This is a genomic window from Streptomyces sp. NPDC048483 (genome assembly GCF_040651455.1).
Classification (GTDB): Bacteria; Actinomycetota; Actinomycetes; order Streptomycetales; family Streptomycetaceae; genus Streptomyces.
Genome location: NZ_JBEZJZ010000154.1, coordinates 2,656 through 15,517, shown reverse-complemented (window position 1 = coordinate 15,517; position 12,862 = coordinate 2,656). Strand labels below are relative to the sequence as shown.

Below are 12,862 nucleotides of genomic sequence, written 5' to 3'. Positions count from 1 at the left end.
CGGCAACATACGCGCAGGTCAGAGGCACATTCGCCGCCTTACTAATCACGCCCTCCGGAGCCGTGTGCGCAGGTTCGAATCCTGCCGGGGGCACTCGCCAGTCAGCAACCCAGAACCATGGCCTGACCAGGCGGATGCCAACCGAAAAGGGCGGGAGTCAGTCTCACTGACTCCCGCCCTTTCTCGCTGTCTCTCACGGCTTGTGTGTGAGGAGCGTGTGAGCCACACGGGCTCACACGGCATCCGGCGCCCCCCATCCCATCGCCTTTTCGATCTTCTTGTTGTCCTCCTCCTCGCTGTTGTCGAGGCAGCCGGCGTAGTGGCGGTCAATGACCTCCGGCGAAGTACCAGCGCGCCGGGCCACCTCGGCCACAGGGAGGCCGGAGCGGAGCCAGTCCGTGATGCACGTCGCCCTGCCGTCGTACGGCTTCCCAGCGAGCGGTGAGGCCACCTTGTGGGGCGGGAACGCCAGGAGACGAGCTTCCTCCCACACGCGCCAGTAGCTGGATGTGCCCACCAAGCCGCCCCGCTCGTTCTGGAACACCCGGCCGTCCGCGGCCGTGCCGAACTCCTTCACGTGCGCCCGAAGCATCGCCACCAGGATGGGCGGAATCGGCACCGGCCGGTCTGCCTCGGGGTCCCGCATCTTCAGCCCCCGCTTGTCGTGCCGTTCGCCGGAATCGGTCCACTTCTTTCCCGACACCGGACGTGTTTCCCGAAGGGTGAGCACGCCCCAGCCCGTCTCCGGCAAGTGGCAACCGTCCAGCCGCAATGCCACGACTTCCGCCGGGCGCATCGCCGCGTAGAGGATGCAGCCGAAGAAGGCGACAAGACGTCTCCCCCGGTTTCGGTGCACCGATCCCACGTAGGAAACAGCCGTTAGGAACTCGCGTCCCTGTACAGCATTCATGAGAACTCGCGGATCGATCGGACCACTTGCAGCAGTGGCGGGCCGCTCCAATCCAGCCATCGGGTTTTCATCCAGATATCTCATCTGGATCGCGTACGCCATAGCCGAGTTGAAGCAGCGACGACGACGCTTATACGTGTCCTTGGCTGCCAACTTGCCATCGAGTCTGTAGGCTAGCCGGTAATGCACGTCCTCTGCGATGCCAGATCGCCTCAACGAGGACAAGGGGAGGGAGTTCTCCGCGAGCCATGAGCAGACCTTCTCAAGGGCCGGCGGGGGCTCCTGGTCCGCGTGGGCCGGTACGACAACCCATCTCACAGCCTTCCGGACCGCCTGAGGTTCCGGCACATCGGGCCTGTCTGCGAGCATCCCCAGAGCTGCCGCGGCAAGGCTGTCTGCGAACCCCTCCCGCGTCTTTGCTGCCGCAGTGCGCCAACGACGCTTCATGAACTCGCGCGAGAACTCCCACCACGTGGGGTCGGACTTGGTCTCAGCTTCTGCTGCTTCGGTCGCTCGCGCTTGCCGGATCTCCGACTCAGGAAGACCCGACTTCACGTCGAAAGCCTCGCCTTTACGCATGGCTTTCCAAAGATCCGATCGACGGCTTTCAGCTAGCGCTGTCGTCGCGAAGGTGGCATGGTAAACCTTCCCAGCGACTACCCAACGCAGTTGATAGGGAGCCGATTTACTGGAGATCTTGCTGATCTTCCAGATACGGACGTCGGTGGAAAGGGTCAGCTCTTCAGCTTCGGCAGGGCGCTCGCTATCGCGGGCGCCCTGCGGTGCGCTGGTGGTGCGGTGGGTCACGCGGCTTCCTCCAGAGCTATGATCCAGCGCTCCAATTCCGAACGCCGAATGCGTACGGCGCCGTTCGGCAGCTTGATGGCTTTCGGTCCTTTTCTCTGCTGTCGCCAGCGGTAGAAGGTCGACAGCGGTACACCGATTTCCGCAATTACCTGGGAAATCGTCAGCATCTCGTCACGCGCCACGGTTAGCTCCCTCCGAGTTCGCCCGCGGGGCCGGAGTCGGACAGCTGGGACAGTCCCGATTCGGGCTGTCCCACCCGTTCGCGCAGGTCAGCGCGTGTACTGGGACAGTCGGACAGCTGGGACACCCCCGGTGTGCCCTGTGTCCGGGTCTCGGTGTCGGGGAAGTAGCGGCCGGTGCCGTCTTTGGTGAGTTGTCCGTCCGCGGCCATGCGGGAGCAGGTGCGGCGGACGTTCTCGGCATCGAGCTGCGGCAGGGAGGCAACGATCTCTCGCGGGCGTGCGCCGGGGTTCTCCCGAACGTGCCGCAGAATCGCAGCGCGTGTGTCACCGATGGTGTGGTCGGTGACCGGGCCATCGAGCATCTGCCAGGCGCCGGAGGCTTCCTGGAAGGAGAGCGCGTATTCGGCTTCGTTCACGTCGCGACCAGTGACGTGGAGAATGCCGTCCGCCTGCCCACGGGCACGCTTGAGCACGAGCGTGGCGTCAGCGGCTCCGGCGATGCCGTTGGTGCCGGAGACCTCCGTCAGGAAGTCGTCAGACCCGGCTTTGCGGACGTGGTGGACCAGGACCACGGCGATGCCGTAGTGGTCCGCGATGCGCTTGGCGTAGCCAACAGAGACATAGTCCGCGTCGTACGCCGAGACGCCCTGGGGCGCCTGTCCGCGCATCTTGGCGAACACGTCGATGACGACCATGCGGGCGTCCGGGTTGCGGTCCAGCCATCCGGCGATGGCGTCGCTGCCGCCCTGTGGGAAGGGCGGGCATTCGGTGACCAGCGTCAGACCGGCCGGCGCCTTCTGTCCGCCCAGGAGCTTGCCCATACGGGTCTGGAGACGACGCGGGGTGTCCTCCAGCGCAAGGTAGAGGACCGGGCCGCCCTTGACCGGGACGGAGTCGAACGCCTGGCCACCGGCCGCGACCGAGAGGCCAAGGCCGAGGGAGAGCCAGGACTTTCCGACCTTGGGCGGTCCGGCAAGCAAGCTGACGCCTTCGGCGAGGATGCCGGGGACTGCCCATTTCGGCTCGGGGAATTCCGCGGCCATGAGCTGATCGGCGGTCCATGCGGTCCGGGGCCGTTCCCGTGCCGGTGGTGCCTCGGGGGTGGCCTGGGGGTCGCGGGGGACGGAGTAGAGGTGCAGCGGGGGAATCGGGTTGGTGCTCACGCGGCTACCGTCCTCGGTCGTGCTGCTCCGGCCCTCAGGCCGGAGGCGATGGTCCGGCGTGCTTCGCGGTCGCCCTGGCCCACCTGGAGGGCGGCGGTCAGGAGCCAGCCGGTGACGTCGGCGTCGGTCAGCTCTCCCCCGGCTACGAGCTGTCCGAGGGCGACGGAGGCGATGTAGAGCGCGTTGTTGTGCTGGTCTTCGCCGGAGGTGGTGACGCGCTTCAACTCCGCATCAACCGCGGACCGCAGGAACGCGCTGCGCCGGTTGCCGGCGCCGAGTGCGACCGTGATGGGCTTCTGCGGGGGCAGCGGCGCCGGGCGCAGCAGCTCGGCGAGCCAGCCCGGAAGCGGCGCCACCGGGCCACTGTGAACGACCTCGTAGGGGCGTCCTGCGAAGGTGCTGCCCGCGCCGACCACAAGTCCGCCAACGGCGCGGGTGTCGACCTTCCAGCCCAGTCCCCGGCCACTGTCCCCGGTGGTGTTGCGCAGGGGCTCGCCGCCGGGTGTGGCGAAGTAGAGGTGGGTGCCCCCGCTCCAGGTACGCACCGTGTAGGTCTGTGCCGGGAAGGGCTGGCTGTGACGCTCGCAGAGCACGGCGAGCACGTCAGCACCGTCAGTGACGCCGTGCTCCGCCCAGTGCGCCGGCGGGGTGTCCTGCGGGTGCTTGGGCCTGTCGAGGTCAATGACCACCAGCGCGGAGGGCCCGGTGGCAACGCCGATGTTGTACGGGGCGTGCGTCCAGCAGCGGGTGATGCGCTGCCGGTCGGTGGTAGCGCGCTCGGCCCAGTCGCTTACCGCCGGGCGCTTGTCGTCGGGGATGACCGGGAAAACGTTCCAGTCCCGGGCGGCGGCGTCCAGAGCTGCGGTCAGCAACGCGGTCTTGCGGTCATGCGTCATGCTGGAGGTCTCCTGTTTCTGTCGAAGGGACGGAGAACCGGGGCTCCGGCCGAGAGGCGGAGACCCCGGCCGGGGCGGTCGCGGTCTTTGGCGAGAGGCGACCGCCCCGGGCGTGTTCAGGTAGTGCTCTCCTCGTAGGCCGTTTCGGTCTCGTCGGCCATGTCGTCGAAGCGGAGGAGGAGTTCGCCGAGCTGGCGGCGGGTGAGAAGTCGGGAGTAGGAGCTCTCCCAGTCGTAGGTGTCGAGTGCCACGGTGACGATCTCGTCGGGGTCGATGTCCATCTCAGTACTCCTTGGTCATTTCGATGCGGGGAGTTCCGGAAGTCCCGCACGGGTGAGTTGGGCGGCGTTGAAGCCGGGCAGGGCGGAGCGTGCGGTGATGGCCTGGGCGAGGGCGGTGGCGTAGGCGGCGCCCTCGCGGGCTACCTCGATCTGCGCTCCGGCCCGCAGCGCTTCGACGCGTTCCACGTGCGCGTGCTCCTCGCGCCGCTCGCCGATGTGCCGGTTGTGGGCGGTGGCTTCGCGGCGGTCCGTGCGCCAGTGCCGCGCGGCCAGGCCGTAAGTCACTGCGGTGGACAGGGCCCACAGCAGCAGGGGCAGGGAGAGGCCATCGGCATATCCCGCTACCCCGGCCAGGGCCAGGGCCCCGGAAGTGGCGAACGCGGTTCCCGCGATGACGCCGTCCCCGGCGCGGCCAACGGAGGCCAGGGCGCCGGCCACAGCAGCGCCGAGGGAGAGTGCTGTCATCAACGCGGCGTCGCCGACGGAGTGTTCGGCGCCGTTGGCGTTCCAGATTCTGGCGAGGATCAGCACGGTGGAGGTGGCGATGGCCGGGGCGGCTTTGGGGGCCGCCGCGGCGAGCCAGTGCCGGGAGGTTGGCTGTTGGTTCATGACCGGGCCCTACAGCTTTGCGGCGGCGTCGATGACTGCGTGGGTGAGCTGGTTGATGGGGCCGGACGCTCCGGTGGAGGCGAGGAAGAAGCCGAACATGATGGCGACGAAGGCGGAGCCGTAGCCGAGGGTCTTCGAGCGGAGCAGGAAGAACAGGACCAGGCCGAGCAGAGCGACGAGGGAGAGGGTGATGCCCACGGGGGCCTCCTTGGTCAGCGGGTGCAGGCGGGATAGGACGAGCCCCGGCGGCAGGCGTCGTAGGCGCCGGGGCTGACGGTGAAGCGGGCCGTGTGTCCGTCGGCGGTGCGGACGGACAAGGTCCAGTCACGTGTCTTGGTGGCCGGCCGGTAGGTGGTGGCCTTGTCGATGACGCGGCCGGCGGGACCAGGCACCGGGGTGCAGGCGGCCAGGGCGAGCAACGCGGCGGGAGCCAGGAGACAGAGGCGCAGGCGCATGGCGGGCGGTCCCTTCATCGGGTGCCGTCGCGGTGCAGGCGCATGGCGACGTTGAACAGGTGGCGGCCCACCCGGATGCGCTTGCGATCGCCTCGGCAGCGGCGGCAGGTCTTGCCGGGGCGCAGGCGTCCGCGGCGGTCGGTCTTGAGGGCGTAGCCGAAGCCCTTGCACTTGCGGCAGTTCCCGAACGGGCTGACCGCACACAGAGCGACGTAACAGAGTGTGACTATGAGCGGGAAGGTGATAGCGAGGGAAGTGGGGGTCATGAACGGCCTCCGGGGCGGTTTTTGAGGGTTTCCGCAGGTGGGCCGCTATCCGCTAGCAGCCTGATCAGATGCGGTGCGGGGCGCTAGCGGGGCCGCTAACGTTAGCGAGGGTTACTGCTAGCGATAGCGGCCCCGCAGGCTCATCCGGCGTCGCGGTTTCCGTCACGCTCCGCTACTGCGGCAGCGATGTGGGCGCGTTCGATGCCGCGGCGGTTGACGACCTTGTCCTTGTCCTTGAGGCGGCGCCCGATCTGGACGGTGGCGATGCCGTAGGGCTTGAGCGCGGCGGTGAGCTGTTCGGCGGCCCACTCGCCGTAGACCTCGGGCCGCAGCTCCGCCAGGCGGGCCACGACGGTTTCGTTCCAGACCTTGGCCTCTTCGACCGGGATCACGCCCAGCAGATCGCGCAGCAGGTCATACGCTGCCGCTTCGGTCTCCGGCTCCTCGCCCAGCGCATGGCCGGAGAGCGTGCCGGCGTCCTCGCGGGCCTTGCGGGCCCGCAGGGCGATGGCATCCGCGCCGACGCCATCGACGTAGACGGAGCCGACGATGCGGGCGTCGGAGCCTTCACCGACGAAGTAGTGGATGCCCTTGTCAGCCCAGGAGAACATCGTGGCCCGCACGCCCCGCTTGTAGGCGGAGGTGCCAAGGACCATGTCGTTCTCCAGCTGGCCCATGACCTTCAGGCACCAGCGGGCGGAGGCGTTGGCGGAGATGCCGGTGGGCAGCGCCTTGGCGTCCGGCCGCTGGGTGGCCAGCAGCAGCACGATCCCGGTCGCGGGGCCGCGCTTGACTAGGTCGGTGGCGATCTCCTCGAACTCGTCCTTGTACTTGGGGTGCTCGAACAGGACCTGGCACTCATCCACGCCGATCACGATCGGGTGCAGGCCCAGTTCCTTCTTGCTGGCCAGCTCCGAAGTCACCTTCGACTCCGGGCAGATGTCGCGCGGAAGGGAGCGGATCATCTTGGTGCGGCGCCGCAGCTCGGTGCGCAGATCACGGAAGTCGCGGATCGTGTACTCGATCGCCTCGTCATCATCACCGGCGGCGTGCCGATGGGAGACGGCGTTGCCGACCGGGTCAAGGTCGCCGGTGCCCTTCATGTCGTAGGTGTGCAGCTCGGCCCGCGGGTCGAGGGCGGCGATGAGCAGCAGCAGGCGGAGAAGGAAGGTCTTGCCCATGCGGGGGATGGCGCCGATGATGCCCGCGATGTACATCAGCGTGACGTTGACCCAGCGTCCGCGCTGGTCGGTGCCGAACGGCACCGGCTTGAACAGGTCCACCGTCCCGGACTTGGCCAGCGGCCACGCCGGCTTCTTGGCCTTGGACATGTCCTGGTCGCCCACCCACAGCACCAGGCGGCCGGTGTGCTCGTCCGGCACGGCCTCGGGCCACACGCAGCCCAGCGGCCGGCGCAGACCGGAGGCCAGCTTGTCGCGCCGCTCGATGACGTCGGTGACCGTGACGCCGTAAGGGAGGTCTCCCTCGGCCCGCCAGCCGGGGCCGTCGCGGGTGATGGGGGCGGTGAAGGTGAATCCCTCACGTCCCTTGGACTGGGCCTGGTTGATCGCCGGGATCCCCAGCGCGCCCAGCGCCCGCAGGACGATGTCAGAGGTCAGCTTCTGGGCCTTGGGCAGCTCCACGGCGCGGTTGATGACGGGTGCATCGGCTGCGTCCCCTGCCCAACCGAGGGCCAGGACCACCGTGCTCACCGACACCGCCATGAGCCAGGCCGGGGCGAGCACGTACAGGGCGAGCGCGGCGCCCAGGCCGATGAACGTCGCCAGGATCAAGACCAGCGTGCGCAGCCGTACTCGGCCGTCGCGCTGGCGGGAGAGCTTGAGGTAGGTGGCCGCGTCCTCCTTGACCACCATGGCCCGTCGCACCGGGTCGCCCTCGGCGTCGGAGGCCCAACGCTTCGTGCCGCCCAGGAACTTCGCGGCACCCCGCGGCGCCTGGAGGGCCAGACGTCCGGCGTAGACCGGCGAGCGAAGGGCGTGGTAGCCAGCCATGTGGCCGTAGTGGCCGGCCACCCAGGCGGCGGCGGTCTTCAGCTCGTCGGCGGACCTCAGCCACTCCGGGACGATCGCCCGACGCTTGGCGCCCATGAGCCTGCCCAGGCGGCCGGGCCCCTTGATGTCGGGGCCGTCCACCAGCACGCGGGCTGAGGGGTCCGGTTCCGCGGAGCGGTCGGTGGTCGGCTCCGGGGCGGACGATTCGTCGGCTGCCCCGCGGGCAGAGCGGGCCTTGCCCAGGTCCACCACGTCCGCACCCTTCTGGCGGGCGTTGTCGGCGGCCATGTCGGCTTCAAGCCGGTTGAACAGTTCGTGGTCGTCGTCGTGATTCACTGCTGCTTCCTTCCAGAAACGGGAGGTGGAAGGGGCCCGGACGGCGCTTTGGCCGGCAGACGTCCGGGCCCCGTTGAAACGAGAACAGGCCAGGTCAGAGCTGGTTGGGCTCCAGTGAGAAACGCGGCTGCGCAGCCATCACTACTGTCCGGCTGCGGTCACCAGGTGCAGGCCCTGGCGGGCGGCGGTGGCGCGGCGTTCGTCCACTGCCTTGATGCGCTTGCGGGCCCAGCCTTCGGAGAAGCCGAACTCCCGGCCCAGCGCGGCCGGACCGATCGGCGTACCGGCATCCAGGGACTGCGCGTACGCCTCTTCGGCACGCTGGCGCGTACGCTCCAACTCGGCTTCCTCGTACGCCTTGTCCGAGGCAGCCCGAGCGGCCGTTCGGGCGGGCCGTACGGGCGCTGTACGGGTCGGCTTCGGAGGCTGGGGCGTACGGGGCTTGACCTGCTCGTACGGCCCGTTCGCGGGCCCGTCCGTACGGTCTTGCGTACGCTCCCCGTCTCCCTCGTCAGAACCCGTACGTTCCTGCTCCGGGGCGGTTGCGGCATTGTCCGTACGGGGGCTGGTGAACAGCTCCAGTGAGGGCAGCGGTCCGGCGTCGGCGTGCTCGGTGACGAGCTGGGCGACCTTCCCGGCCCGCTTGGTGTGCCGCTTGAGCTCCCGGCGGGTGACGCCGGGTTCGGCGGCGTGGACCATCCGCCAGGCAGTCTCCCAGGCACGGGCCTCATCCATCGGCGGGACGGTGGCCCAGCGCAGCCGGGTCGCGGCGCGGTGCACCTTGCGGTGGTGGCGGCGCCGACGACGGTTGTGCCGGATCTCCTCCGGACTGGCGCCGGTGTCGTCCTCGGAGACCGACAGGCGGTAGGTCTCGTACGCCACCGGCGCGGCCAGCGATCCGACCGCGGCGACAACGCCGAAGCCCAAGCCCCACATCTGCGCACCGTGCGCGAGGTTGATTCCGGCGGCCACCAGCGCGGCCGACCAGGTCCCGGCGCGGTGCACGCCGGCGGACAGGCCACGCTGTTCGCGGCGCTGGCCCTGGATGGCGAACATCCACGTCAGGGACTCCAGCGACACCCCACCGGCTACAGCCATCGGCCACGCCCAACGGCTGCCCAGGAAGTCGATCTGTGCGGGCAGCGCCACCGACACGAACAGGGCGATAACCGCGACGGTCACCAGCGTCACGCGGTGCGTGCCCAACTGGCCGCCGATCCGGGCAAATGTGGCCCGTCGCCGCTCCCGGCGAGCCGCCGTGTTCTCCTGGCGCTCCTGGCGCCGCTCGCGGCGGGCCTGCGCCGCGGCTTCCCGGCGGACACGTTCGACTTCGACGTTGGCCTTCCCCGCCGCTGCGGCGGTCTGGGCCCGCAGCAGGTCGGCTTCGGCATGGGCCTTGGCGACGGTGGCCGCGTCCATCTGGCGCGCGCCCCGCGCACTGTAGATCTGGCTCACAGCGAGCCTCCTTCGAGACTGTGGCCCGCGCTGGTGCCGCGGCGGCCATCCCGACGGCCGTTGACCGTCCGGTAGGCGGGAGTGGCGTTGTCGGCTCCGGCCATCCAGCCGCCGCCGGTCTGCTTGGCGCCGTACATGGCCTCATCCGCGCACCGCATCAGCCGCGCCAACTCCCCGGCGCCGCTGCCCCGCTGGGCAGGGACGACCCCGGCGGAGAACCCCACCCACAACACGTGGTCTTCGAACTCCACCGGCGCGCGCAGCTGCTCCGCCAGGTCGTCCATGGCCTCCCGCAGGCCCTGCGGGCTGTAGCAGCAGATCGAGGCGGCGAACTCATCGCCCCCGAGGCGTCCGGCGACACCGCCGTAGAAGGTGCTCCACCGCGCAAGTCGCCGGCCCGTCACTGCGATCACCGCATCCCCGACCGCATGGCCGTAGGTGTCGTTGATCTGCTTGAAACCATCCAGGTCGAGGACCATCACCGCCCGAGGACGCAAGCCCAGCGCTTTGCGGGCGCGCTCCTCGAACGGCTCACGCGTCCACAGTCCCGACAGCGGGTCGCGCCGAGCAGCTTCGATCCGGCGGCGCAGCCTGAGCGTGTGCAGGGACCATCCGGCCACCACCGGCAAAGCGGCGGCCAGGGCCATAAGGGTCTGGCTCATGCTCCTACCTCGCCCTCGGTGTGCTGGTGGGTGTGGCTGTAGGCGGTGAGGCACAGTCGGACGCCGGTGTGGTTGGTCTCGGCCTTCAGCACCCTGGTCCGCCCGCCGCTCTGCTCCGCGTACGACACCGATCCCGCGTCGATGTCCAGGGCAGAGCGCCACGCCTCGAACGCGCCGAAGTCGTCGTGGCTGATGAGCTCCAGCGTGTTGGGGAAGATCGTGGACACGTCCACGTTCACGGCCGGCAGTCCAGCAAAGTCCGCGGCCAGCAGCCGCAGCAGCCCAAGCGGTGCGGCCAGATCATTCATGGTCAGAGAGGTCATGCCGCTTCCTCCGTCCCCGCGTTGCGGGCAACGCGGCGGGTGGGCCGCAGCGGCGCAACGGCGGTCAGGGCGTCGGCATACAGGGCGTCCCACGCGGCGATCTCATCGCCGCTCTCGCCCTGCTCCCGCAGGTCCCGCAAAACCTCGCGGGCCACATCCAGCCGGAGCTCCTGCTCTTCCTCGTCTTCCTTGGTGAGCGGGCCGCGGAACAGGTCGCGGTCGATGCCGAGCGGGAACTCGTCGAAGCCGAAGGCCAGCTCTTTGAACTCCGTGCCGTTCACGACCCGTTGGTTACCGATGTACGTACGCATGTGGATCTCTCCTTGAGTCGAAGGGGTGGCCGGGGCGGTCGCGGTCTTTGGCGAGAGGCGACCGCCCCGAGGTGGGGCTGGTCAGACGGTGGTGATGATGAGCGCGGCGACCAGCAGCCACAGGTGGTGGAAGGACTGGTCAAGCGCGTAGGCGCCGGTGCCGAGGTGAGCGGCGGGCTTGCCGTCGGCGGTGACCGGGTGCGCGGGGTGGGCAGTAGTGCCGAGGCCGTAGAACTCGGTCTTGCCGGTGACCTTGGCCAGCCACGCCAGCGTGCTGCGGCGATCCGCCCACCAGTGCGTCACCGCGTCCACAGCGAGACCGGTCACAAGTCCGAGGACCGACAGACGCAGCCCCAGCAGAGCGGCCACGGGGAGAAGTAAGGCGAGTTTGGTGGCGGTCAGGGTGGCGACGTGGCGAGCGTCGGCCAGACGGCCGGTCCAGCCGGGATGGCCCTTGGTGGCCGACTGGTGCGAGGTCTGAACCCAGTGATCACCCACGCTGTGGGCGACGAACAGTGCGATGAAGACTGCGGCGAAGGCTGTGGCGTGCACGGGGGCTCCTGTGTCGAAGGGGTTCGGGGTGCCGGGGCGGTCGCGGTCCTTGGCGAGAGGCGACCGCCCCGGCGGGTGGGCGAACTCTGCGCGACGCCGTCAGTTGGCGTCGTCGTCCCGGGTGACCTGGATTTGACCGTCATCGGTGACGGTGACGGTCTCGCCCGGACCAGCGGTCACCGTGTAGCTCTCGCTGGCCTGGTCGTGAATGTCGTTGCGGAACTCGCCGTTGTCGCCAAAGCCAATAACCAGAGGTGCCATGTGTGGTGTGCTCCTTGATCGGATGGGCTGGGATGTCCGGCTCCCCTCAGCCCCGCCCGTACGGCACTGGGCCAGACGGGGCGGAGGAGGCAACCGGCCGCGGGTATCCCCGCCGTAGCTGCGGGCGATTCGCGAACGGCCGCCCTCGGACGTGGTCCGGGGCAGCCGTGGGCGGGACGCGGTGGGCAGTGCGGTCAGCGGGTGCGTACGCGACCGCTGACGCTGTGGGCGCTCACCCGCAGATCGCGACCACCGCTCACGCGGACGTCACCAGAGACGGTGTTGGCGCGGAGGACGCCGGCCGCCTGGCCGGTGGCCTGCACTTCCACGTCACCGGAGGTGGTGTTCAGGTCCGCGTCGGAGCCGCTGTAGAGGTCCACGGTGATATCGCCCGACACAGAGCGGGCGGTGAGACGGTCGGACAGACAGCCGACGATGACGTCGCCGGATGTGGTGGACGCGCTCAGGTGGCGGGCTCCGTCGATCTCCAAGTCTCCGGAGATGGAGCGGAACTCCATGCGCTCGATGGCTCCGTGGACACGGGCACTCGCGGACTGGGAGACGACCGCGAGGGAGGAGCCAACCGGCAGGCTGACGATGGCCTCGATCGGGCTGACCGTGTCCATCACGCCGGTACCACCACCGGTGACGATTCGGCCGTTGACGATCGTGACGCCGGTGACCGACCCGTACACGGTGCCCACGCTCTGCGTGACCCGGTTGCCTCGGACGTTCTGCATCATCACGTTGCCGGGGATCTTCGGGACCTCCACGGCCAGGGTCTGGCCATCCTGGCTGGCGCGGGCCCGGTTGACCGCGTCGGCAGCCGGGCCGGACGAGTCGTCCGTCCGCAGCACCACACGAGCGGTCGTGATGCTGGCGAGGACCTGAACCTGGACGCTGCCCATCGGCAGGTCGAGCCCGAGGACAACCGGGCCGGTGGACTGGGAGGTGAAGGGGCGCTCAGTCATTGCTGATCTCCTGTTTCGCAAGGAAGAAAGGGCCGGGCGGCGCGGTCCTTGGCGAGAGGCGACCGGCCCGGGTGAAGTCGTGCGGATGGCCCCTACCAAGGGCCGCGGGTCTCGCATGGACGCGGGCCGCGCTCGGTCCGGGGAGTCCCCTCCCGGACGTCGTGGCGACGAAAAGGTGTGGTGGTGCCGCGTCGTTCTTTCACGTCGGTCCAGCCCTGCGACTAGCGCTCCCTGCGAGGCAATCCCCGCAGATCGTGGCGCGACGTCCGATATAGCCACGTAGTGACTACTGCTGCCGACGGGTCTCCACTCGCCTCGGCCGGTGCACTCACGGCCGTCCTGATGCGGTGGATCACGCTGTGGAGTTGTCGTTGAACAGTCGAAGCACTGCACCGCGAGCGATGCATGTA

At 69.2% G+C, this 12,862-nt stretch carries 17 protein-coding genes; all 17 read right to left on the bottom strand.

Annotation, left to right across the window (positions count from 1 at the left end):
• Positions 1-232: 232 nt before the first annotated feature.
• The 17 genes from AB0D04_RS39530 to AB0D04_RS39450 all read right to left on the bottom strand — a co-directional run bounded on the left by AB0D04_RS39530 (position 233) and on the right by AB0D04_RS39450 (position 12,452).
• A complete protein-coding gene (locus tag AB0D04_RS39530) occupies positions 233-1,717 on the bottom strand; it encodes a site-specific integrase (protein ID WP_362712242.1) in 1,485 nt (494 codons plus the stop codon).
• Positions 1,714-1,884, bottom strand: coding sequence for a helix-turn-helix domain-containing protein (locus AB0D04_RS39525; protein ID WP_362712243.1), 171 nt, complete (start codon positions 1,882-1,884; stop codon positions 1,714-1,716). The genes AB0D04_RS39530 and AB0D04_RS39525 overlap by 4 nt, the downstream gene beginning before the upstream one ends.
• 17 nt (positions 1,885-1,901) lie before the next feature.
• Positions 1,902-3,062 carry an AAA family ATPase gene (locus AB0D04_RS39520; RefSeq protein WP_362712241.1) on the bottom strand — a complete coding sequence of 387 codons (1,161 nt, stop codon included), beginning with the start codon at positions 3,060-3,062 and terminating at the stop codon, positions 1,902-1,904.
• Positions 3,059-3,958: a bifunctional DNA primase/polymerase gene (locus AB0D04_RS39515; RefSeq protein ID WP_362712240.1), complete on the bottom strand. Its 900-nt coding sequence runs from the start codon at positions 3,956-3,958 to the stop codon at positions 3,059-3,061. Before AB0D04_RS39515 ends, AB0D04_RS39520 begins: the two co-directional genes overlap by 4 nt.
• A 116-nt stretch (positions 3,959-4,074) precedes the next feature.
• Positions 4,075-4,239 (bottom strand): hypothetical protein, encoded by a 165-nt coding sequence (locus AB0D04_RS39510; protein ID WP_362712239.1) that lies wholly within the window; start codon positions 4,237-4,239, stop codon positions 4,075-4,077.
• 15 nt (positions 4,240-4,254) lie between these two features.
• Entirely contained in the window at positions 4,255-4,848 is a 594-nt protein-coding gene (locus tag AB0D04_RS39505) for a hypothetical protein (RefSeq protein ID WP_362712238.1), read from the bottom strand.
• A 9-nt stretch (positions 4,849-4,857) separates the two neighbouring features.
• Positions 4,858-5,046 (bottom strand): hypothetical protein, encoded by a 189-nt coding sequence (locus AB0D04_RS39500; protein ID WP_362712237.1) that lies wholly within the window; start codon positions 5,044-5,046, stop codon positions 4,858-4,860.
• 14 nt (positions 5,047-5,060) lie between these two features.
• A complete protein-coding gene (locus AB0D04_RS39495) occupies positions 5,061-5,303 on the bottom strand; it encodes a hypothetical protein (RefSeq protein WP_362712236.1) in 243 nt (80 codons plus the stop codon).
• 14 nt (positions 5,304-5,317) lie between these two features.
• Complete coding sequence (locus AB0D04_RS39490; protein ID WP_362712235.1) at positions 5,318-5,569, bottom strand: hypothetical protein; 252 nt, start codon at positions 5,567-5,569, stop codon at positions 5,318-5,320.
• A gap of 140 nt (positions 5,570-5,709) precedes the next feature.
• The gene (locus AB0D04_RS39485) at positions 5,710-7,917 is read right to left on the bottom strand and encodes a cell division protein FtsK (RefSeq protein WP_362712234.1); all 2,208 of its coding nucleotides are present in this window, start codon (positions 7,915-7,917) and stop codon (positions 5,710-5,712) included.
• A gap of 141 nt (positions 7,918-8,058) precedes the next feature.
• Positions 8,059-9,372 carry a hypothetical protein gene (locus AB0D04_RS39480; protein WP_362712233.1) on the bottom strand — a complete coding sequence of 438 codons (1,314 nt, stop codon included), beginning with the start codon at positions 9,370-9,372 and terminating at the stop codon, positions 8,059-8,061.
• Positions 9,369-10,034: a GGDEF domain-containing protein gene (locus AB0D04_RS39475; RefSeq protein WP_362712232.1), complete on the bottom strand. Its 666-nt coding sequence runs from the start codon at positions 10,032-10,034 to the stop codon at positions 9,369-9,371. Before AB0D04_RS39475 ends, AB0D04_RS39480 begins: the two co-directional genes overlap by 4 nt.
• Complete coding sequence (locus AB0D04_RS39470) at positions 10,031-10,357, bottom strand: hypothetical protein (RefSeq protein ID WP_362712231.1); 327 nt, start codon at positions 10,355-10,357, stop codon at positions 10,031-10,033. The genes AB0D04_RS39475 and AB0D04_RS39470 overlap by 4 nt, the downstream gene beginning before the upstream one ends.
• Positions 10,354-10,668, bottom strand: coding sequence for a hypothetical protein (locus tag AB0D04_RS39465; protein ID WP_362712230.1), 315 nt, complete (start codon positions 10,666-10,668; stop codon positions 10,354-10,356). Before AB0D04_RS39465 ends, AB0D04_RS39470 begins: the two co-directional genes overlap by 4 nt.
• An 81-nt stretch (positions 10,669-10,749) precedes the next feature.
• Complete coding sequence (locus tag AB0D04_RS39460) at positions 10,750-11,220, bottom strand: transcriptional regulator (RefSeq protein ID WP_362712229.1); 471 nt, start codon at positions 11,218-11,220, stop codon at positions 10,750-10,752.
• A 99-nt stretch (positions 11,221-11,319) separates the two neighbouring features.
• A complete protein-coding gene (locus tag AB0D04_RS39455; protein ID WP_362712228.1) occupies positions 11,320-11,481 on the bottom strand; it encodes a hypothetical protein in 162 nt (53 codons plus the stop codon).
• A gap of 194 nt (positions 11,482-11,675) precedes the next feature.
• Positions 11,676-12,452, bottom strand: coding sequence for a DUF4097 family beta strand repeat-containing protein (locus AB0D04_RS39450; protein ID WP_362712227.1), 777 nt, complete (start codon positions 12,450-12,452; stop codon positions 11,676-11,678).
• Positions 12,453-12,862: the final 410 nt, after the last annotated feature.